Origin of the sequence: Acetobacter cibinongensis, from assembly GCF_000963925.1 — a bacterium.
GTDB lineage: Bacteria > Pseudomonadota > Alphaproteobacteria > Acetobacterales > Acetobacteraceae > Acetobacter > Acetobacter cibinongensis.
In genome coordinates, this window is sequence record NZ_BAMV01000017.1 from 54,489 (window position 1) to 76,470 (window position 21,982).

The 21,982-nt window shown below is 56.7% G+C and carries 20 protein-coding genes; 3 read left to right on the forward strand and 17 right to left on the reverse strand.

All coding sequences use genetic code 11. From position 1 onward, the window contains the following. The first annotated feature begins 129 nt into the window (after window positions 1-129). Window positions 130-894, forward strand: coding sequence for a response regulator transcription factor (locus Abci_RS09445; RefSeq protein WP_048838918.1), 765 nt, complete (start codon window positions 130-132; stop codon window positions 892-894). Window positions 895-896: 2 nt separating this feature from the next. Here Abci_RS09445 and thiD read toward each other — a convergent pair whose 3' ends face one another. From thiD to secA, 17 genes are all read right to left on the reverse strand, one after another. Next, a complete protein-coding gene (gene thiD / locus Abci_RS09450) occupies window positions 897-1,706 on the reverse strand; it encodes a bifunctional hydroxymethylpyrimidine kinase/phosphomethylpyrimidine kinase (RefSeq protein ID WP_048838919.1) in 810 nt (269 codons plus the stop codon). After that, window positions 1,706-3,064: a phosphoglucosamine mutase gene (gene glmM, locus Abci_RS09455; RefSeq protein ID WP_048839132.1), complete on the reverse strand. Its 1,359-nt coding sequence runs from the start codon at window positions 3,062-3,064 to the stop codon at window positions 1,706-1,708. The genes thiD and glmM overlap by 1 nt, the downstream gene beginning before the upstream one ends. Before the next feature lie 128 nt (window positions 3,065-3,192). Next, on the reverse strand, window positions 3,193-4,236 hold the full coding sequence (gene folP, locus Abci_RS09460) for a dihydropteroate synthase (protein WP_048838920.1): 1,044 nt from the start codon (window positions 4,234-4,236) through the stop codon (window positions 3,193-3,195). 73 nt (window positions 4,237-4,309) lie between these two features. Further along, window positions 4,310-6,244, reverse strand: a complete 1,935-nt coding sequence (ftsH, locus tag Abci_RS09465; protein ID WP_048838921.1) for an ATP-dependent zinc metalloprotease FtsH — start codon at window positions 6,242-6,244, stop codon at window positions 4,310-4,312. 155 nt (window positions 6,245-6,399) lie between these two features. Then, window positions 6,400-7,629, reverse strand: coding sequence for a tRNA lysidine(34) synthetase TilS (tilS, locus tag Abci_RS09470; protein ID WP_084597608.1), 1,230 nt, complete (start codon window positions 7,627-7,629; stop codon window positions 6,400-6,402). Between the two features lie 101 nt (window positions 7,630-7,730). After that, a complete protein-coding gene (locus tag Abci_RS09475) occupies window positions 7,731-8,606 on the reverse strand; it encodes a tol-pal system YbgF family protein (protein WP_084597625.1) in 876 nt (291 codons plus the stop codon). A 138-nt stretch (window positions 8,607-8,744) separates the two neighbouring features. Continuing rightward, complete coding sequence (gene pal, locus Abci_RS09480; RefSeq protein ID WP_048838923.1) at window positions 8,745-9,224, reverse strand: peptidoglycan-associated lipoprotein Pal; 480 nt, start codon at window positions 9,222-9,224, stop codon at window positions 8,745-8,747. 421 nt (window positions 9,225-9,645) lie between these two features. After that, window positions 9,646-11,010 carry a Tol-Pal system beta propeller repeat protein TolB gene (tolB, locus tag Abci_RS09485; protein WP_048838924.1) on the reverse strand — a complete coding sequence of 455 codons (1,365 nt, stop codon included), beginning with the start codon at window positions 11,008-11,010 and terminating at the stop codon, window positions 9,646-9,648. 24 nt (window positions 11,011-11,034) lie between these two features. Further along, window positions 11,035-12,027 carry a hypothetical protein gene (locus Abci_RS09490; RefSeq protein WP_048838925.1) on the reverse strand — a complete coding sequence of 331 codons (993 nt, stop codon included), beginning with the start codon at window positions 12,025-12,027 and terminating at the stop codon, window positions 11,035-11,037. Window positions 12,028-12,057: 30 nt separating this feature from the next. Continuing rightward, a complete protein-coding gene (gene tolR, locus Abci_RS09495) occupies window positions 12,058-12,489 on the reverse strand; it encodes a protein TolR (protein WP_048838926.1) in 432 nt (143 codons plus the stop codon). Window positions 12,490-12,492: 3 nt separating this feature from the next. After that, complete coding sequence (tolQ, locus tag Abci_RS09500) at window positions 12,493-13,236, reverse strand: protein TolQ (protein WP_181015842.1); 744 nt, start codon at window positions 13,234-13,236, stop codon at window positions 12,493-12,495. A 96-nt stretch (window positions 13,237-13,332) separates the two neighbouring features. Beyond that, window positions 13,333-13,746: a tol-pal system-associated acyl-CoA thioesterase gene (ybgC, locus tag Abci_RS09505; protein WP_048838928.1), complete on the reverse strand. Its 414-nt coding sequence runs from the start codon at window positions 13,744-13,746 to the stop codon at window positions 13,333-13,335. Beyond that, window positions 13,743-14,822: a Holliday junction branch migration DNA helicase RuvB gene (gene ruvB, locus Abci_RS09510; protein WP_048838929.1), complete on the reverse strand. Its 1,080-nt coding sequence runs from the start codon at window positions 14,820-14,822 to the stop codon at window positions 13,743-13,745. Before ruvB ends, ybgC begins: the two co-directional genes overlap by 4 nt. Then, window positions 14,819-15,427, reverse strand: a complete 609-nt coding sequence (ruvA, locus tag Abci_RS09515; RefSeq protein WP_048838930.1) for a Holliday junction branch migration protein RuvA — start codon at window positions 15,425-15,427, stop codon at window positions 14,819-14,821. The genes ruvB and ruvA overlap by 4 nt, the downstream gene beginning before the upstream one ends. Further along, a complete protein-coding gene (gene ruvC / locus Abci_RS09520; RefSeq protein ID WP_048838931.1) occupies window positions 15,424-15,930 on the reverse strand; it encodes a crossover junction endodeoxyribonuclease RuvC in 507 nt (168 codons plus the stop codon). Before ruvC ends, ruvA begins: the two co-directional genes overlap by 4 nt. Before the next feature lie 2 nt (window positions 15,931-15,932). Further along, entirely contained in the window at window positions 15,933-16,682 is a 750-nt protein-coding gene (locus Abci_RS09525) for a YebC/PmpR family DNA-binding transcriptional regulator (protein WP_048838932.1), read from the reverse strand. A 39-nt stretch (window positions 16,683-16,721) separates the two neighbouring features. After that, a complete protein-coding gene (secA, locus tag Abci_RS09530) occupies window positions 16,722-19,445 on the reverse strand; it encodes a preprotein translocase subunit SecA (protein ID WP_048838933.1) in 2,724 nt (907 codons plus the stop codon). A gap of 238 nt (window positions 19,446-19,683) precedes the next feature. Here secA and Abci_RS09535 point away from each other — a divergent pair, with 238 nt between their 5' ends. Both Abci_RS09535 and argJ read left to right on the forward strand, forming a co-directional pair. Beyond that, complete coding sequence (locus tag Abci_RS09535; protein ID WP_048838934.1) at window positions 19,684-20,625, forward strand: peptidylprolyl isomerase; 942 nt, start codon at window positions 19,684-19,686, stop codon at window positions 20,623-20,625. Between the two features lie 82 nt (window positions 20,626-20,707). Further along, window positions 20,708-21,955, forward strand: a complete 1,248-nt coding sequence (gene argJ / locus Abci_RS09540; protein WP_048838935.1) for a bifunctional glutamate N-acetyltransferase/amino-acid acetyltransferase ArgJ — start codon at window positions 20,708-20,710, stop codon at window positions 21,953-21,955. The last annotated feature ends 27 nt before the right edge of the window (window positions 21,956-21,982 follow it).

Sequence of the window (21,982 nt, forward strand, 5' to 3'; positions counted from 1 at the left end):
AAAACAAACATCACAAGATTCGATCACATTTTTGTTATCTTCTATAAAAACATCTAAAAGTATATTATAGTGTTAATGTCACAACTAATAGGTGTGACATACACTCTCTGTGGGGGAGATGAAACCACTATGCGTATTCTTTTTGCAGAAGATAATCAGGCTTTGGCCGCGAAGGTCGTGCCTTTTTTAAACCGGGCTGGATTGGTCACAGATATCGCGACATCAGGGCAGGATGCTCTCGATATGCTGCGCAGCTACAGTTACGGGCTTGCGATTATAGAGCTTATCATGCCGGACATGGATGGGTATGATATCATCAGCACACTCCGGACCATGAAAATTCAGACGCCGGTTATCGTTTTGTCAGCCATTGATAAATCGCATTCCAAGATCAAGGCGTTCTCAAACGGGGCCGATGATTACCTGACCAAACCATTTGATGTTGATGAACTCGTGGCTCGCATACAGGCTATTCTGCGGCGCTCCGGTGGGTTTTCCAGCCCGGTTACGCAGGTTGGCAATCTGACTATGGACCTGAACACCCATACGGTGACCGTTAACGCCCAACCTGTTCATCTGACCGGCAAAGAATTTTCTATCCTTGAACTTCTGATCCTGCGCAAGGACATTGCTTTGACCAAAGAGATGTTTCTCAACCATCTTTATGGCGGCAGAGATGAGCCAGATGTAAAAATCATTGATGTTTTTATCTGCAAATTGCGCAAGAAATTGCAGGAAGCAGGCGCCGGAAACCTGATTTCTACCATTTGGGGGCGTGGCTATATTCTGAACGATCCCATGAACCGCAAAAATGCTATTCCCACCTCTCCCAACAAGCCTCTGGTCACCCCTTCAAGCTTTGAAACCAACCTGTGTCATCAGGTAGCAGGATGAGTCTAACCTGCTTTCGGAACAGTATGCGCATGCCAGAGCGGTCCGGCCCCGTGGCCTAGCTCTGGTGCGTGCAGAATAGCTTGCCGCACATACTCTCTGGCGTGGGCAACGGCCTCTTGCAACGCTAAGCCCTGTGCCAGATACGTTGCTAACGCACTGGCAAGCGTACACCCTGTGCCATGCGTATGGCGGGTTTGAACGCGTTGGCTGAAAAACTCGGTCAGCCCTGTTTCATCAGCCAGTATATCAACAAGCTCGTCTCCCTCCATGTGGCCACCCTTGAGCAAAACGGCTGCTCCGGTTTCCTGATGGAGCAAACGCGCCGCAGTGCGCATTGCGGCACGCGTTGTAATGCTCTGCCTGGTCAGACGCTCAGCTTCCGGCAAGTTGGGAGTGATGACTGTTGCTTGAGCAAACAGGCTTTTCTGCACAACACCCACAACATCATCAGCCAGCAAAGCCGCCCCGCCCTTTGCAACCATAACGGGGTCAACCACTACAGGTATCGTAGGGTATTTGCGCCGATAGAGGGCAATTTCTTCCGCCACAACCTGCACTTCCGCGGCTCCCCCCACCATGCCGGTCTTGAAGGCGTCCGTCCCGATATCGTCCAACACACAGCGTATCTGCTGCCGGACAAATTCTGCAGGCACAGGAAAAATGCCGTGAACCCCTAAAGTGTTCTGGGCTGTCAGAGCTGTTATGGCCGTCATGGCATAGCCCTTGAGGGCGGTTATGGCTTTGATATCTGCCTGAATTCCAGCCCCACCACCCGAATCGCTACCCGCGATTGAGAAGACACGAGCCGGCATCAACCTTGCTCGCTTACAGCCTGAATAACCTTGCACATGTCTGCCACGGTTTCCTGCACTAAAGCGGCATCTTCTGCTTCCACCATGACCCGCACCAGAGGCTCCGTGCCGCTTTTGCGCAAAACCAGACGGCCTCGGCCTTGCAGGGTTTTTTCAACTTCTGCGCGCTTGCTGATGACACAGTCCGCTGTCAGGGGGTCACGCCCAGAAAACCGTACATTCTGCAATTTCTGTGGGAAGGGCGTGAACAGACGGCAAACCTGACTGGCTGGACGCCCGTCTTCCACTAAAACAGCCAGAATCTGCAAGGCTGCCGTTAGCCCGTCCCCGGTTGTCCCAAAGTCTGTCAGCACCATGTGGCCGGACTGCTCACCGCCAATGTTAATATTTTTCGCACGCATACATTCTACAACGTAGCGATCGCCGACCGCAGTGCGCTCCAGACCAACATTCAAACCGTCAAGAAACCGCTCCAGCCCCATGTTGGACATGACTGTGGCAACAATTGCATCCCCGGCCAGTCGTCCCTCACGTGCCCAGGACTGAGCGATGAGCGCCAGAATCTGGTCTCCATCAATCAGGTGGCCGGTCTCATCCGCTATCAGAACCCGGTCTGCATCTCCGTCCAGCGCAATACCCAAATGCGCACCATGCGCAACCACGGCAGCACACAATGCTTCCGGATGGGTAGAACCACACTGTTCGTTAATGTTTACGCCATCCGGTGTGCACCCGATGCGGATAACCTCTGCCCCAAGCTCCCACAACGCGGTAGGGGCAACCCGGTAGGCTGAGCCATTGGCGCAATCTATGACAATTTTCATGCCATCAAGGCGTAGTTTACGGGGGAAAGTTGACTTTGCACCTTCAATATACCGACCGGCGGCATCATTCAGGCGAGAGGCCCGGCCAATTTTTTCAGGCGTAGCCAACCGTCCCGTAAGGTCAGCCTCCATCAGATCTTCAATTTCTGATTCGTCCTGATCAGACAGCTTGAACCCATCCGGACCAAACAGCTTGATGCCGTTATCTCCAAACGGGTTGTGAGAGGCAGAAATCATCACCCCTAGATCCGCCCGCAAGGAGCGGGTCAGCATGGCTATGGCGGGTGTCGGTAGCGGCCCCACTAGGGTCACATCCATGCCGGCTGACAAAAAGCCCGCCACCATGGCGCTTTCAATCATGTAACCGGACAGGCGCGTATCTTTACCCAGCAAAACACTGTGCCGGTGTTCACCGCGTGTAAAGCGCAGGCCAGCCGCCTGCCCCAGGCGCTGTGCGACTTCGACCGTCATGGGGGCGATATTGGCGGTCCCGCGAATACCGTCTGTGCCAAATAACCGTTTCGTGCACCCCATGGGCCTGCTCTCCTTGCTTTTATCGTTCTTGGCACACATCAACAAAAGCCTGAAATCATAGCTTTTTTATGTGCGGTACTCCCAATATGGTTTGCGTTCGTACACCGCCTTACCATAGAGGAAAAAGGTTAAATTCTTCCTGCGCCATGTACGGCCTGCCAGACTTTAACTGCCTGCACCATACCCTCCACGGCATGAACCCGTAAAACAGACGGCCCCAGCGCCAACCCTGCCAGAGAGGCTGCCTGAGTGCCGGGGTCTCGCTTAGCGGCGTTATCCTCGCCGGTTACAGCACCAATCATGCGTTTGCGCGACACCCCAACGACAACACGACAGCCTAGATTGGCCAAAATGGGTAACCGCGCCAGTAGCCGCATATTTTGCTCTGCTGTTTTGGCAAAACCAAAACCAGGGTCAATCATCAGACGATCGGGGCTTATACCGCCCTCGTGCGCTGTCTGCACCCGCTTCCCCAACTCACGCACCACGTCGTACCCTATGTCCTGATACTGTGTGTGCTGCGCCATAGTTTCAGGCGTGCCGCGCATGTGCATAAGCACAACACCGCAGTCCTGCTCTGCTAATAAGGGCAGTGCCTCTGGGTCATGCATCAGGGCTGAGACGTCATTAATAACATTTGCCCCGGCTTTCAGGGCCTGTGCCATGACAAAGCTGTTCCGCGTATCAATAGACAAGACAGTGTTAGGGAGATGAGCGCGCATCTGCTCAAGCACGCCCCCTATACGCTCCCACTCTTGCCGAGGGGTGACGGATAGAGCGCCGGGGCGCGTACTTTCCCCACCCAGGTCCAGCACACCGGCCCCTTGCTGCACCATCCTTATGCCTGCGGCCAAGGCGTGTTCCGCCCTACTATGATGGCCACCATCGCTAAAGCTGTCAGGGGTCAGGTTCAGAATACCCATAACCTGCGGGCCATCCGGTACGGTGCCGGATACCGGGGGCTGCGTAACACGCTGCACCACGGGCAGCCACGCGGCAGGTATGGATGCAACAGGCATAAACCCGCTGCGCTGTGTTCCCTCTATCAGGTCCACCTGCGTAAATGCGGCAGGTCCACCCGCCAGCGGGAGGGCGTTACCAGCCCTTAACGCATCCTCCGCAGCAAGGCCGTAAAGAAGGCCAGCGGGTTCTGCCAGACGTATGAAGTCCATGACTTTAGCCTACAACACAAAAGAAGGCGGCATTGCTGCCGCCTTCCTGTTACGCTCGTTCTCTATGACCGCCTTAAACAGGCTGGGGTGCCGGAGTGCCGCCTTCATCTTCTGATTCCGGCTTGGTAATTTCCGGGCCAGAAACCTGCGGGACAGAAGAGCGACGGTTTACAGGGGTTGTATCATCAACCTCCACCCGTTCAATCGGCTGACCCCGCATGATCTGGCGAATTTCTTCCCCTGTCAGGGTTTCATATTCCAGCAGAGCCTCAGCCAGGCGGTGCAGTTCATCAACATGGTCATGCAGATAAGTGCGGGCCTGATCGTAAGCTTCGTCAATCAGGCGTTTGATTTCTGAATCAATTTCCATGGAGGTGTGCTCGGAGAAGTTTTTAGCAGCTCCCCCAAACATGCCCATGCCGCCCTGATCATCGTTGGCATAAGCAATCATGCCAACCTTTTCGCTCATGCCCCATTCAGTCACCATGCTGCGGGCCACACGGGTTGCCATCTGAATGTCACCCATTGCGCCGTTGCAGACATTGTCCTTGCCGTAGACGACCTCTTCCGCAACGCGGCCACCCATGGCCACAACCAGATGCGCAATGCAGTTCTTCTTGCTCATCGACAGGCGGTCACCTTCAGGGAGCCGCATGACCATCCCCAAAGCACGCCCACGCGGAATAATGGTAGCTTTGTGAATGGGCTCGCTTTCCGGCACAAGAACGGCCGTCACAGCATGACCGGCCTCATGATAGGCCGTGCGCTTCTTTTCCTCATCACTCATGACAAGGGAGCGGCGCTCGGCACCCATCAACACCTTGTCTTTTGCGTCTTCAAACTCACGCATGGCGACAGTGCGCTTGCCCAGGCGGGCGGCAGCCAGAGCTGCTTCGTTCACCAGATTGGCAAGGTCAGCACCAGAGAAGCCGGGAGTGCCACGGGCAATGATACGGGGGTCAACGTCAGACGCCAGCGGCACCTTGCGCATATGAACGCGCAGGATTTTTTCACGGCCAGCCACATCCGGGTTCGGAACCACAACCTGACGGTCAAAACGGCCGGGGCGCAGTAGAGCCGGGTCCAGAACATCCGGGCGGTTGGTAGCGGCAATCAGGATAACGCCTTCATTGCTTTCAAAACCATCCATCTCAACCAGCATCTGGTTAAGGGTCTGCTCGCGCTCGTCGTTACCGCCGCCCATACCGGCACCACGGTGGCGGCCTACGGCGTCAATTTCGTCAATGAAGATAATGCATGGTGCAGATTTCTTGCCCTGCTCAAACATATCTCGCACACGGGATGCACCAACACCCACGAACATTTCCACAAAGTCAGAGCCGGAAATGGTGAAGAAGGGCACGTTGGCTTCGCCTGCAATGGCGCGGGCCAGCAGGGTTTTACCGGTACCGGGCGGGCCACAGAGCAGTACGCCCTTCGGAATTTTACCACCAAGACGTGTGAACTTCTGAGGGTCTTTCAGGAAGTCCACAATCTCCTGCAACTCGCTTTTGGCTTCATCAATACCCGCCACATCTTCAAACGTGACGCGACCATGCTTTTCGGTCAGCATTTTGGCGCGGGATTTTCCGAACCCCATGGCACCACGGCCACCACCACCCTGCATCTGGCGCATGACGAACAGCCATGCCCCGATCATGATGATCACCGGCAGGGCGTTCAGGAAGTAACGCAGCAGCGGGCTTCCTTCACGGTCCAGCGGCTTGGCGATAACCTCCACGCCTTTTTCCACCATGTGAGGAACCAGCGTGGGATCGTGCGGAGCATAACTCTCAAACGCCGTGCCGTCCTTCAGGGTACCAGAGATCGTCTGCTCCTGCATGACAACGGACCGCACACGGCCTGTATCCACATCCGTGACAAAGTCAGAGTAAGCGAGCTGCTGAGCCGCATGTTGTGTGCTCCCCGGCTGGAAGATATTCACCAGCAAAAGCAGCAGCGCGATGATGCTGACCCAGAGAGCCAAATTGCGGCCTAAATTATTCATCTTGGCTGTGTTTCCATAACTTATCGTGCGAGAGCGCCAGAGGGCTCCAATCTGAACGGCAGATGCCGGAAAATGCAACCTCTGCTTTCATAAATGGTGCGCCTGTCGGGTATTCCTAGGCCACAGGGGGTTTTTCTGACAGATTCTCCCCCGGGTCACGTATTTTTGTCAAATACCCCCAGCTCTGCCCCATACAGGCTACCACCACGGACTGGCGTAGGGGGGCGGAAGGTTATGGTGATCTGCTCTAAGCCCTGCATCTCCCATAATCCGAGATGCGGCACCGCCACACGCTGCCCATTGCGCCACAATGCAGGCAATGTAGCACAGAACCGGGCTGGCCAGCCGCGCCGCGCCGCGCGTGGCACACCAAGACCCGCTGCACCAAGACTAAGGCCCTCGACCTGAACCATGCGGGGAACGGACACCACAAAACGCCTGTCCCACACCACTCCATCCGCAACGGCCACAAAACCTTCCTGTGCGGCGGCTTCACGCAGCAAAAACCAGTGCTGCTGATGACGGGTCACCTGCACGCCCCCCAATGTTCTTTCTGTCTGCGACCGGCATAACGCGTCCACGCGGTCAGATGAGGGCAGATAGTTCTGCCCACCCACCGCCCGCAGGAGGTCCCTTACCTGTTCAGAGGCTGTGCTTAGGTCGCTCCCCAGACAGGCCCACCCGAACTCCGTCAGGGTTTGGCCTCTGTCCAGCAGATGCTGGGCATGGTCCTGTTCCTGCTGCATCCGGGCAATACCCGCGCGAGCGCCATTAAGCCATGCGTCCAACTGCGCTTCAGGGTCCAGACGGAAGGCCTGCCGTACCCGTACCCGTTCGGAGCTTCGGTCTTCATTAGAGGGGTCGTCTACCCACTCCACACTGTTCTGGTGCAATGTGTTGCGTAAGGCCGCGCGTGAAAACCCCAACAGTGGCCGCACCAACCTGACATCTGGCAGGGCTGTTACCCATGCCATACCAGCCAAACCCCTGGCCCCACTTTTAGCCCGCTGGCGCATAGCAACTGTTTCTGCCTGGTCATCCGCCTGATGGCCCAGCAGTAGATCCACACACCCGTGCTCACGGCACATCTGTACCAAGGCAGCGTACCGCGCCGTTCTGGCACGCTCTGCAATGCCGGGACCTTTTTTGAGATGGGAGAGTGTAACCCGCTGGCTGGGAATACCCAATGCATGAAGGCGCTGCTGGGTGAGCGTAGCTTCCACCGCGGACTCAGGCCTCAAACCGTGGTCCACTATAAGGGCCAGAAGGTTTTTCCGCCAAAATGTGGCCAGCCATGCAAGGCAGAGGCTGTCACCCCCGCCAGAGACGGCTATCCCTACCGGACAGTCAGGACGATCCGGCACCCACGGCCCAAGAGACGCCATGACTGCCTGAAATTGCTCTGCGCTAACAGGCGCTGCGCTAAAAGGCTCCGTGACGGAGGGAGGAGAATAGACCCACCCTCCGGAAAGATCGGTCTTGGAAATTATGAACAGCCGCCCCGTGTGGCATAAATTTCTGCGGCATGAGAAACGCGCTGGGTTGGGGACGGAAATTCCGTCTTCAGCTTACCCAAAGCCTGACAGGCGGCCTTTTTGTCGCCCAACGCAAGCAGGGATGCACTTACACCCAGCAGAGCATCTGGCGCACGGGCACTTTTGGGAGCCTGACGGTACGCGTCATAATACGATACAGCAGACTGACGATACTGCTTCTGACCAGCAAGAGACTGGGCAAGCAGGAACTGGGCATCAACCTTGAAATTACCTTTGGCGTTTTTAAGAGCGCCTTCAGCATTTTCCTGCGCTGCTGCGTAGTCCTTCTGTTGCAGTGCTGTTTTGCCTGCTGCCAGCAACGCATCCGGTGTTGTGGCCTTTGGCGCTTCACCATCTTTCTTGCTCGCAGCACTCGTTGCAGCGGATGCTGCCGGTGCCGCCGCAGCACCACCGCCATTCTGCATGGCAAACTGGGCATCAGACAGTTGCTTGGACAGGCTGGCTGTCTGTTTTTGCAGGTCGTTGGTGAGCTGGTCTATCTCGCCACGCATATCGCGCTGCTGCTGCTCCAGCGTATTAACCCGCTCCAGCAACTGCGCTGTAAGGTCTCCATTTGCACCAGAGGAGGACGTGGCTGGCATGGCAGACGGAGGAGCCAGAGCGCCACCTGTGTTACCAGATACCTGAAGCTGGCTAAGCTGTTGCTTGAGAGCCAGAACCTCATTTTGCAGGGACAGAGCCTCACGGCTGGAAAGCTCCTGAGCCTGAGCAGGCTGGGCAAAAGCAAGCCCCACGGCCAGAGCAGGCAGGCAGAGCGCTGCCATACGCCCACGGGCAGAAACAGACGTAACAAACAGGCGCTTCATGAAAAGACCCTCACCCTTTTTAAAACGGGCAAGGATTTCATTATTCCAGCCCGAAAAACAAGAGCCTGAATAACAAAACAGGCCGGGTGAAACCACCCGGCCCGCTTTGATCAGACAAACTCTGAACGAACCCGAAACTTATTTAACGGATGTGATCGCGTTACGGTTCTGGGCCCATGCGCTTTCGTCATCACCAACAGCAGACGGACGGTCTTTGCCGTAGGAGATTGTGGAAATGCGGGAAGAAGCAACGCCTTTAGCAACCAGGAAGTCACGTGCAGCGTTTGCACGGCGCTGACCGAGAGCAATGTTGTATTCTTCGGTACCGCGGTCATCGCAGTTACCAGCAATTTCAACATTAACCTGTGGGTACTGAGCCAGCCAAGCTGCCTGCTTCTGCAGGGTGGTCTGGGCGTCGGACGTCAGGCCGCTTTTGTTCAGGTCATAGAAGATGCGGTCGCCAACGTTGGCAACCAGGTCAGCTTCACTGCCGGGAACTGGGCCGCTCGGCTGTGTTGCCGTCGCAGCGCCGGAAGACGCACCGGTGTCTGCTTTTTCATGCGCACAGGCTGAAAGCAGGGCAACCATACCAAGCGCAGCGATAAACTTCAGTCTCATGTGATCGGATCCTGAGAACGAGTTCCTGAATTGGAACTACATCGGAGAAAAAAAACAACTTTGTGTCTGCATCTCCGCGTATTCCTCTGCTCCCCTCCGAACCCTTCGAAGAGCCTGATGAATTTTGGAGACTACTTGCCGTAAGCCATAGCTTATTGCCCCGGTCAAGCGACAACTCTGCTTCGGGTAACAGCCATACGCAAAACGATGCCAAAAGGACACAATTAAGGCCCTTTGGCGCGTCTTCACCCTGCCAGGAGAGTGGGGATATGCCCCTACCACAACTAATGGTTTACGATTTCCCGACCCGTGATTCTCAACCGATTCGCAAAACAGAATCCGATCTAACCGGACAGATGCGGCATAAAAAAGGCGGGAATGCCTGAGCACCCCCGCCTTCATGATCTTACGGCAAAAAAAGTTAGCCGTTACGCGGAGACCAAGCCGGGTCTGACGCCTGACCGGGCGTATGCAGCACGCGGTCATTAAAGCCGGTGATATCCACCATACCAATGGAGGAACTGAACCCTGCCCCACCCGCACCAGCACGTGTCTGGCGGCAATAGGCCAGGACGCGGCCATTGGGGCAGAAACTCGGGCTTTCCACAGTAAAGCCTTCGGTCATGATCCGCTCACCCGTGCCGTCCGGGTTCATCACCCCAAGGGAGAAGCTGCCATTGGCAATACGGGTAAAGGCAATCAGGTCCCCACGCGGTGACCATACCGGAGAACCATAGGTGCCGTGTCCGTAAGAAACGCGGCGCGCCCCGCCCCCTGATGCACTCATGATGTAAAGCTGCGGGCTGCCACCACGGTCAGAGTTGAAAACGATCTGGGAACCATCCGGGCTATAGCTGGGGCTGGTATCAATTGCGCCGGACGCCGTGATCTGGCGGCGTGAACCGGAAGCAAGGTCCACTACAAAAATATCTGACCCACCGTTACGGGTGACAGACAACACAACGGAGCGGCCATCCGGAGCAAAACGCGGAGCAAAGGAGATGCCCGCAAATTCACCCAGAATCTGCTGGCGGCCGCTACCCAGATCAAACAGATACACGCGGGGGCGGTTATTGGCGTAGGACATGAAGGCCACCTGATCCTTCACCGGGTTAAAGCGCGGTGTAAGGGTCAACCAGTTGCCTGCTGTCAGCATCCGGCTATTGGCCCCGTCCTGATCCATAATAGCAAGGCGGGTCTGCTGGTGGGCGCGGGGGCCGGAGCGGGAAATAAACGCAATGCGGGTATCAAAATACCCTTTTTCACCCAGCATACGCTCATAAATAACGTCACCCACAATATGGGCAATTCGGCGCCAGTTAGCCGGAGACGTTGTATAGGCTGTGCCCTGAATCTGCTGCTGGGTCAGTACGTCCCAAAGGCGCATTTCAACGCGAACACTTCCGCTACCCGCTACAGTTCCGGTGACCAGAGCGCGGGCACCCATAGACTTAGCTGCCGCAAAATCCGGGGAACCACCGGATGCACCACCCGGCAGAACTTTGAACAGGCCCGTATTGGTCAGGTCGTTATTCAGCACTTCTGCAATCTGTGCGCCTAGACCGCCGCCAAAGTTTGGCAGCACAATGGGGATAGGGGCAGTACGCGCCTGATCAACCGTAATTTCCGCTTCCGGCTGCGCTGCTGCGGCAAACGCTGACAACGGAGTTGCCAGCACGCCCCCTGCTGCCAGGCCAGCGCCCATAAGGGTGCGGCGCTCAAGCAGCAGAGACTTCAGAGAATCAGCATCCTGGTCGGAAATAAGCGGCCGAGTATTGGTCAACATTCGTGTTTCCTCCGTGCGGCCCGATCAAGGCCGGAATACAAATTTCAACTGCCGTGTCTGGCCCAGAAGATTTTTGGGGATCGGCAGCTTGGAGCATGTGGGGCTGAGAACAGCCGCCCGTGCGCGCTCTGCTAACGCACGGTAAGACGAATCAGCACTCATTTTTGCCTGTGTGTCTGGCGCAAACTGTACGATACGGGCTTCACCCGCGGCATCCACAGTCACAATCAGATGGGCCACAAAGGTTGCATAGTCCTTGGCTGCCGTGTCTTCCGTATAACAACGGCGGACAGCGCCCCCAATGGCCTTCTGCTCACCCACACTCAGGCTGCGGGTAATATCTCCGGTAGGAGAACCGCCACCATTAGGGGCACCACCCTGTACCGGGTTTGCCTTGGCTTTAGGCGCGTGAGTCTGCTTCTGGTCAGACCGGAAGGCATCCAGTGTTTCCAGCAGAGAGTGTGACTCTTCCTGCGTTTTCTTGGCCTTGTTCGGCTGCGTGATATGCGACGGCAGCGGATTATCCGGCAGGGTATCCGTCGGCGCCGTAACAGGTGATGGCGGCGCAACACTCGGCGTGGCCTTGGGCGGCGCAGGCGGAGAGGGCGGCGTTTTCACCACGTCAGGAGACGGCTCATCCGCCTTGGGGGGCAGAGGAGTGTCAGGCAGCTTTTCAGTCTGCGGTACGGGCGGCGGCGGTATGGGCTGCGGCGGCGGAGGTGGAGGTGGCGCTTCCTCATTCGGCAGGGCCTTCGGTGGCTCTGGCGTAGGAGGGGCTTCCTTAGGTTCCGGTGCCGGGGCAGGCGCAGGTTTAGGGGCTGGCTGTGAAGCCTTGGCCGTAGAGCCACCCGTTTCTGCGCTTTCAAACTGCATTTCAACCACCGGGGGTGGTTCTTCCTGCTTTTCTACAGGCGGCAAGGTGACCAGCAAGGCCAAAAGGAGCGCAATATGCGCCCCCCCTGACAGATAGAGCGCCCGCCGGAGCAGGCGCTGTTCGGAACGGCGTGGCCGCACCATGAGTTTACCCTATCCCTCTATGTGAGGAATTTAGTGCCCACTGCTGGCGGGTTGCTGCGCCAGCAGGGCCACGTGTGTGAAGCCGCCTTCGGTAATTTGTCCCATTACCTGCATGACGCGGCCATAATCGATATGCGTGTCCCCACGCACAAAGATACGGTGCTCAGAGTCATTATTGGCAGCCGCTTTGAGTTGCGCCACCAACTGGTCTGCCGACACCTCGGACTCACCCATGTAAATGCTGCCATCAGCACGGATGGAAACCGTTATGGGCTTGGTGTCCGTATTGACTGGCCGTGCATCGGTTTTTGGCAGATCGACATTCACGCCGCTGGTCATCATGGGGGATGTCACCATGAAGATGATGAGCAACACCAGCATGACGTCCACCATAGGTGTCACGTTGATGTCGGCCATTGGGCGCCGACGCCTGCGCCCCCCTCCGCCCGATGGCATACCCATGGCTTACGCCCTTTCCTCAGACTGGCGGGAAAGAATAGCAGCAAACTCCGTACCAAAGCCTTCCAGACGGTCCTGAAACAGGTCCAGGCTATTGCTGATCACGTTGTAAGCCACATAAGCCGGGATAGCAGTAATCAGGCCGATTGCTGTTGCAAACAGGGCTTCAGAAATACCGGGAGCCACAACGCTCAGGTTGGTGTTGTGCTCAGCCGCAATGCTGGCGAAGGAGTGCATGATACCCCACACGGTACCAAACAACCCGATAAACGGTGCCACAGGAGCAACCGTTGCCAGAAAAATCACCCAACGGCGCAGACGGTCCATCTCACGCGTGACGGTAATGATAATGGCACGATCAACGCGCTCTTTCACGCCACCGCGTACCAGATCAACGCCCGGAATACGCGCAGAACGCCGCCACTCACCCATAGCTGCGCCAAACACGGCGGCAAGCGGGTGGACGGGCTTTGCACCATCACTTTCGTAAAGGTCATCAAGGCTGCCGCCAGACCAGAACCGGTCTTCAAAGGCGCTGGCTGCCTTGTTGATACGCCGTAGGGTTACAATTTTATCAAAAATGATGGCCCAAACCATTATGCTACACAGCACAAGCCCCAGCATAACCAGCTTGACCATAGGGGATGCATGCATGAACATGCCCCAAATGGACAGGTCTCCCGCCGCCGCTGTTCCGCCGAGATTTGCCGCGTCAACCGCACGATCCAAAAACGCCTCCTGCCTCTGCACCCTTACCGGGCAATCAGTCTCCGACTCGGGAATTTTTTGTTAAAACCCAATTGCCCTGTATTTACTGTCTTCCAAGCAAAAGCAGAAGAGGGCGTGTTACTCCTCCACTGCGAGTTTGCGTAAAAGATCACGCCATAACGGCGGAAATCGGGCAGGCCGCCCATCTTCTGCTTTTACGCACGCCAGAACAACATCCACCCGCGTACAAAACTCCCCATCCCGGGTGAAGACCTGCTCCAGCCGGCAGCTGGCCGCTTTCTGGTCCAGCAATCGGGTTGTTACGGTTGTCACATCATCAAGTTTCAGGGGAACGCGGTAGTTTATACTGGCATCACGCACCACAAAAACCAGACCGTAATCCGCCAAAAGGCTGGCTGCGGGCATACCCAGGCTGCGTATGGCCTCCGTCCGGGCACGCTCCGCAAAGGCCAGATACCGGGCATGATACACGATGCCGCCAGCGTCTGTATCCTCGTAATAAATACGGAAATCGATCGCGTGTTGGGTCATTCATCCCCCTCGTCTTCTGGCAGAAGGTCCATTTGGGCTGACCGTGGCTCATCCGGTCTGGCGGGTGGTGTCAGGCCCAGATGTCTCCAGCCCCGCTCTCCAAGCATACGCCCACGACTTGTGCGCATGATAAGGCCTTCCTGAATCAGATACGGCTCAATCACATCTTCCAAAGTATCGCGGGCTTCTGCCAGAGCTGCGGCAAGGGTTTCCACCCCCACCGGGCCACCATGATGATACTCCGCAATACGGCGCAGATACCTGCGGTCCATGGCGTCCAGCCCTAACTCATCCACCTCCAGGCGGCTCAGGGCAGCATCAGCCACTTCACGGCTGACCGGCGCCTTTCCCGGTATGGTCACAGCAGCAAAATCCCGCACACGGCGCAGCAGTCGGCCTGCAATACGTGGCGTCCCGCGGGAGCGGCGGGCAATTTCCTGCGCGCCGTCTCGACTCAGCGCAAACCCCAGCTTGTCCGCACCACGGGAGACAATCAACTGCAACTCATCGGGCGTATAAAACACCAGCCGGAGCGGAATACCAAAGCGGTCCCGCAGCGGCGTGGCCAAAAGGCCTGCACGGGTGGTTGCCGCCACAAGTGTAAAAGGTGGCAGGTCAATCCGCACCGAGCGCGCCGCTGGCCCTTCCCCAATAATCAGATCGAGCTGGAAATCCTCCATGGCTGGATAGAGAATTTCTTCAATCGCAGGCTGAAGACGATGGATCTCGTCAATAAACAGTACATCGCGCGGTTGAAGGTTGGTCAGAATGGCCGCCAAATCCCCCGCGCGCTGAATAACGGGACCGGATGTAGCCCGGAATCCCACCCCCAATTCACGTGAAACAATTTGCGCGAGCGTTGTTTTCCCAAGGCCTGGAGGGCCGTGCAGCAACACATGGTCCAGTGCCTCGCCCCGTTGCCGCGCGGCTGCAATAAAGACCGACAGATTTTCCCGGCTGGCTTTCTGCCCCGTGAAGTCAGCCAGCGTTTGCGGTCGAAGCGTTGCCTCGCCCGTATCGTCCTCACGGCGGGAGGCATCAATTTCGCGGTCAGGGGTAAAATCTGCACCACTCATCGGGCCAGCTCTTTCAAGGCATCACGCAGGATCGTGTCCAATGTTGCCTCTGCCCCGCGGTCGGTCAGCAAGCGGCGCACAACAGGCACGGCTTCCGAGCGTTTGAAACCCAGTCCAGCCAGAGCCATCAAGGCATCTGCCTCAATCCCGCCATCGGGGGTTGCCCCGGCTGGAATAATAATGCCGCCACCGCCACCGGGCATTTTTCCTGCCTTATCCCGCAGTTCGGTCAAAATACGCTCGGCCAGACGGCTCCCCACACCCGGAGCACGGGTCAGGCTGGCTTTATCTGCCGTGCTCAGGGCCGCCACCAACTCACCGGGTGAAAGTGTGGACAAGATCCCCAAGGCCACTTTGGCCCCAACCCCCTGAACGCTGGTCAAAAGCCGGAACCATTCACGTTCAGCACTTTCAACAAACCCATACAGAAGAATGGCATCCTCACGCACAACAGTTTCTATGAGAATACGTGCTTTTTCCGGCGGGTGAGGCAGGGTTGCCAAAGTACGGGTAGACGCTGCCACCAGATACCCAACCCCGTTGACATCCACCACGCAGGAGCCAGTATCAACCTGAATAATCAAGCCGCATAAAAACGCTATCATGCCATTCTTACTCCGGCGGCTATATGCTGTGCGCTGGCTCTATGATGGGCATGGCAAATGGCAACAGCCAAAGCATCGGACGCATCAGCCCGCGCCACTTTAACACCCGGCAAAAGCCTGTGAACCATCATGGCAACCTGATCTTTATCAGCAGAGCCAGTGCCCACTACGGATTTTTTGACAGAAAGCGCCCCATATTCAGCAACGCTTAACCCCGCCAGAGCGGGGGCCAGCAATGCCACGCCACGGGCATAACCCAGCTTGAGCGTGGCCGAGCCATTACGATTCACGTAAGTTTCTTCAACCGCAGCTTCAACCGGAGCCAGACGATCAATCAGAATCATGAGATTATCATGGAGCACCTTCAGGCGCTCAGGCACGCTATCCGCGCTATTTGTCGCAATAACGCCGTTTTCAACGTGCCGCAGGCGGTTGCCCTCAACATCAATCACACCCCAGCCTGTAAACCGCAGGCCGGGGTCAATGCCGAGCAGGCGTACCACCCTCAGGAAGACAGCTTTTCGGCCAGATCGTCCGGCAGGTCAAAGTTGGCGTACACGTTCTGCACGTCATCATTGTCTTCCAGAACGTCCAGCAGCTTGAACACGCTGGTCGCCTTGTCTTCATCCAGCATCACGGTGTTTTCCGGACGCCAGTCCAGCTTGGCGCTCTCTGGTTCACCAAACTTTGGCTCCAGCGAGTCCCGCACCGCGAAGAAAGATTCCACTTCACAGGTAATCTCGTGCGTGGTGCCATTGGACACAACGTTTTCTGCACCAGCTTCAATAGCCGCTTCCAGCATGTCATCTTCCGACGCAACAGACGCCGGATAGGTAATCACCCCCAGACGACGGAACATGAAAGAGACCGAATTGGTTTCCCCCATGGACCCACCGTATTTGGAGAAAGCTGCCCGCACATCAGATGCCGTGCGGTTGCGGTTGTCGGTCAGGCCTTCAACAATAACAGCAACGCCTGCCGGGCCGTACCCTTCGTAGCGCACTTCCACATAGTCTTCACCACCGGCAGCACCGGTTGCTTTTTTAATGGCGCGGTCAACATTGTCTTTCGGCATATTGACTTCACGCGCCGCAACAATAGCCGCGCGCAGACGCGGGTTGGATGAGGGGTCAGGCAGGCCGGAGCGGGCAGCCACGGTCAATTCACGAATAACCTTGGCAAACTGTTTGGCCCGTTTGGCATCCTGCGCACCTTTACGGTGCATAATGTTCTTAAATTGGGAATGACCCGCCATGTTTCTCTACCTACTGCCTCTCATACAGTCCGTATCTGGTTAAACCAGACGGCCGTGACAATGCTTGTATTTTAAACCCGAGCCGCAGGGGCATGCCGCATTCCGTGGCGTTTCGCCCCAGCTTGACGGGTCATCCGGCATAATGGCGCTGCCACCAATAGGTGTTGCCATTGCCGGGTCTGCTCCCGGAGAAAGCCCCGGCCCTGGTTCGGACTGAAAGCCCGGAATGTCAGGGTTGGCATGAATTTCTGCCGTGTCTTCAAACGGATTAACCGTACCCGGCGGAGCAACCTCCACCCGGGCAACCAGTGTCACCACACGCTCGCGCATTTCTTCCAGCATCAGCGTAAAGAGCTGGAAGGCTTCATGCTTGTATTCGTTCAGCGGGTCTTTCTGGCCATATGCCCGCAAACCAATACCCTGACGCAGTTGGTCAAGAACATGCAGGTGCTCTTTCCAAACCGCATCATAGGTGGTCATGAGCACCTGTTTCTCAATAAAGCGCATCAGATCCGGGCCAATATTGGCAGCCCGAGCGGCCTGTGCCTGCGTAGCGGCTTCACCAATACGGTGAGCAACCTGCTCCGCATCCATACCATCTTCCTGCGCCCATTCCGCAATGGGCAGTTCCAGTGCCAGAGCTTTATGCACGGCTTCTGTAAGGCCCTGAACATCCCATTGTTCTGCAAAGGATTTTTCAGGAATGTGGCGCGCAACCATGCTGTCAACCACATCATCCATCGCTTCGCCAACAATGGAGGAGACATCTTCCATCGCCATATATTCACGGCGCTGGGCATAGACTTCCTTACGCTGATCGTTCATGACATCGTCATATTTCAGCGTGTTTTTGCGCATGTCGAAGTTACGGGCTTCAACTTTTTTCTGCGCGCGCTCAAGCGCCTTGCTCAGCCACGGGTGAACAATGGCCTCACCGTCCTTCATGCCCATTTTCTGGAACATGGAGCTCATGCGGTCGGACCCGAAAATACGCATCAGGTCATCTTGCAGGGAGATAAAGAAGCGGGAATTACCAGGATCACCCTGACGCCCTGCGCGGCCACGGAGCTGGTTATCAATGCGGCGGCTCTCATGCCGTTCCGTCCCAATAACGTACAGACCGCCAGCCTGCTTCACAATCTCATGGTCGCGGGCTACGCGCTCCCGAATCCCCTGCTCAATAGCGGCGTATTCTGCCGGGTCTTCAACGCCTTCGGTCTGCTGGGCAATCAGCATATCCGTATTGCCGCCCAGTTTAATGTCGGTCCCACGGCCAGCCATGTTCGTGGCAATGGTAATAGCGCCCGGAGCACCCGCCTGCGCCACAATCTTGGCTTCCATTTCATGGAAACGCGCATTGAGCACGTTGTGGGGCACACCTTCCCGATTAAGCAGTTCGGACAGGGCCTCGCTTTTTTCAATGGATGTTGTGCCAACCAGAATAGGCTGGTTGCGTGTGTGCACATCCTTGATAAGGCGCACGACGGCGGCAAATTTCTCTGCTTCCGTCAGATAGATTTCGTCGTCTTCGTCTTTACGGGCAATCGGACGGTTGGTGGGAATTTCCACCACATCCAGCTTGTAAATTTCCGCAAACTCATCGGCCTCGGTCATGGCCGTGCCGGTCATGCCAGACAGCTTGGGGTAAAGGCGGAAGAAATTCTGGAAGGTAATAGACGCCAGTGTCTGGTTTTCCTGCTGGACCTCCACATGCTCTTTTGCTTCCAGCGCCTGATGCAGACCGTCTGAATAACGGCGGCCTTCCATCATACGGCCCGTGAATTCATCAATGATGATCACCTTGCCGCCACGTACAATGTAGTCCACATCCCGGGAGAAGAGCGTGTGGGCCCGTACAGACTGCTGAACATGGTGCACAACGGCTACGTGGTTCAGGTCATAAAGCCCGCCATCGTCCAGCACGCCAGCGTCACGCAGCATGGTCTCAACAGTGTCAGACCCGGTGTCAGTCAGGACAACACTGCGGAATTTTTCGTCTTTTTCGTAAGTGGCCGGATCCTGCACCAGTCGGGCCACCACTTCGTCCACCGCCCGGTACAGGTCTGAACTGTCTTCAGCGGGGCCAGAAATAATCAGCGGGGTCCGGGCTTCGTCAATCAGGATGGAGTCCACTTCGTCCACAATGGCGTGGTAGAAGGGGCGCTGTACCATCTCTTCAAGGCGATATTTCATGTTATCGCGCAGATAGTCGAAGCCGAATTCGTTATTGGTGCCGTAGGTAATATCGGCTGCATAGGCTTCACGCCGGGCGTCATCTGGCATGTTGGGCACAATTACGCCAGTGCTCAGCCCCAGAAACGCGTACAGCTTGCTCATCTCACCAGCGTCACGCGCGGCAAGATAGTCGTTGACTGTCACAACGTGCACGCCCTTGCCAGCAAGAGCGCTCAAATACACAGCCAGTGTTGCCACCAGCGTCTTGCCCTCACCGGTCCGCATTTCTGCAATACGGCCAGCGTGCATTACCATGCCGCCAATAAGCTGCACGTCAAAATGGCGCATTCCCAGCACACGGCGGGAGGCCTCACGCGCTACGGCAAAGGCTTCTGGCAAAATCTGGTCAAGGGTCTGGCCTTGCGCCAACCTTCCCCGGAACTCCACGGTTTTGGCAGCCAGAGCAGCATCGTCCAACGCCTGCATCTGGGGTTCAAGGGCGTTGATTTCCGGCACGCGGCGCTGGAACATCTTGAGCGTCCGGTCATTGGCGGTGCCGAACAGGGCGCGGACGAAGCTTGCGAGCATGAAAACCTTTCCAGAACAATGCGCGGCCCATACCGCATTCCCCCCGGAACCAGACCGGCAGAAATCGGACGGGGTATCAGCATGGCGTGGCTTGGGTGCAAAATAGGACCGGGGCCGCTTGCGGTCAACCGAGCAGCCCTGTTTCTTGTTGAACAGACCCCCAAGAGGGCTTGCAGGCCTGGATAGGCTCCTTCATAGATGGAACTACTGTTTTTATCCTTGCTTAAGGTTTGTCCTCATGCGGTTTACCAAACAGGCCCTTGCTGTTGCTGCAACGGCCCTGCTTGCTTCTACAGCTCTTTCTGTCAGCTCTTTCGCAGCACCGGCTGCGCCTGCAACCGCTCCGGCCCCGGCCGCAGCACCAGAAAAGCCCGTTGACCCGAACACGGTTGTGGCAACCGTCAATGGTGAAAAAATCACTGTTGCTGATGCACAGGACGCTCTGGCAAACCTGCCACCGCAGATGCGCCAGCTGCCACCCAACATGATCTTCCCGATGCTGATCAACCAGTTGGCTGACCAGAAAGCCATTCAGATCGTTGCCCGCAAGGAAGGTCTGGACAAGACGGCTGACGTCAAGAAAATGATGGAAGCGGCTTCTGTCAACGCGCTACAGAATGCCTGGCTGTCCAAGCAGGTCACGCCGCAGCTAACCGATGCTGCCATCCAGCAATATTATCAGGAAAACTACGCTGGCAAGCCACCAGAGCAGGAAGTGCACGCACGCCATATTCTGGTTAAAACCGAAGCCGAAGCCAACGATGTCATCAAAAAGCTGAAAGCTGGCGCTGACTTCGCCAAACTGGCTGCTGAAGTGTCTACCGACACCGGAAGCGCCAAACAGAATGGTGGCGATCTGGGCTGGTTCAAGAAAGATGACATGATCCCGGCTTTCTCCACTGCCGCATTTGGCATGAAGAAGGGTGAAGTCAGCAGCGCCCCAGTAAAAAGCCAGTACGGCTTCCATGTCATTCAGGTGCTGGATACCCGGACCGATCCCATCCCGTCTCTGGACAGCGTGAAGGACAAGATCCGTCAGGCCCTGATCCAGAAATATGTGCGTGAAGCCGTTGGCAAAGCCACAAGCACTGTCAAAATTGTGCGCTTTGACCCCACCACAGGCAAACAACTGCCAGACGCACCGGCAGCCGGCGCACCAACAGCGCCAGCCAAAAAGTAAGTTTTCGTCTTTTCTCTTTTTGTCTTCTTTTCAGCCCGCCATGTTCTGCATGGCGGGTCTGCCGCTTTAAGGACATTGCGTTATGGCGCACGCTCTTCCCGTCTCTCCTCTTGCCCGGCCGTTGCCTGAGCTTGGTGTTATTCGTGGGGTGCGCCTTGGCGCGGCTGAAGCTGGCATTCGCTACAAAGGCCGGACAGACCTTGTTCTTGCCGAATTTGCGCCCGGTACAACTGTTGCGGGTGTTTTCACGCAATCAAAATGCCCCGGCGCACCAGTTGACTGGTGCCGCGCAGCACTACCCCACGGGCTGGCCGGTGCACTGGTTGTCAACGCTGGCAACGCCAATGTGTTTACTGGCCGCGCGGGACATCAGACCTGTCAGGCCACAGCAGAAGCTGCTGCCAAACTGGCAGGCTGCCCCCTGAACACTGTCTACCTTGCCTCCACCGGCGTTATTGGTGAAATTCTGCCGCATGAACGGCTGACAGCCGCCCTCCCCGCCCTGCATGACTCCTTGAGTGAAACAGGTTGGGAAGCTGCTGCCCGTGGCATCATGACCACGGATACCTTCCCCAAGGCCGCCATCCGCACAGCAACCCTGAACGGCACCACTGTCACCATTCAGGGTATTGCCAAGGGGAGCGGGATGGTGGCTCCGGACATGGCCACTATGCTGGCATTTGTTGCAACGGATGCCGCCCTGCCAGCCCCCGTGCTACAAAGCCTGCTGTCAGAGCAGACCAAAACAACCTTCAATTGCATTACGGTTGATTCTGACACCTCAACCTCAGACATGTTGCTGCTGTTTGCGACAGGGGCCGCACAGAACCCTACCGTAGCCGCAGACTGTGATGCTCTGACCGACCCTACGTTAGGCGCTTTCCGGGCCGCCCTGCACGCAGTGCTGCGGGATCTGGCCCTGCTGGTCATCCGCGATGGCGAGGGCGCCACCAAGCTGATGAGCATTCAGGTTTCCGGGGCTGTCTCCAACGACTCCGCGCACAAGGTCGCCATGGCCATCGGCAATTCTCCGCTGGTCAAAACGGCTATTGCCGGGGAAGACGCCAACTGGGGCCGGGTTGTCATGGCTGTTGGCAAATGCGGTGAACCTGCTGACCGTGACACCCTGTCCGTCTCCATTGGCGGCGTGTGCATTGCCCGCAACGGCACTGTGGTGACGGGGTATGATGAAACCCCGGTTGTAGCCCACATGAAGGGTCAGGACATTGATATTGCCGTTGACCTCGGCCTTGGTTCCGGCACAGCACAGATCTGGAGCTGTGACCTCACCCACGGTTATATTGACATCAATGGATCCTATCGCAGTTAATCTCAGCACACAGGCAGAACGCCTGCT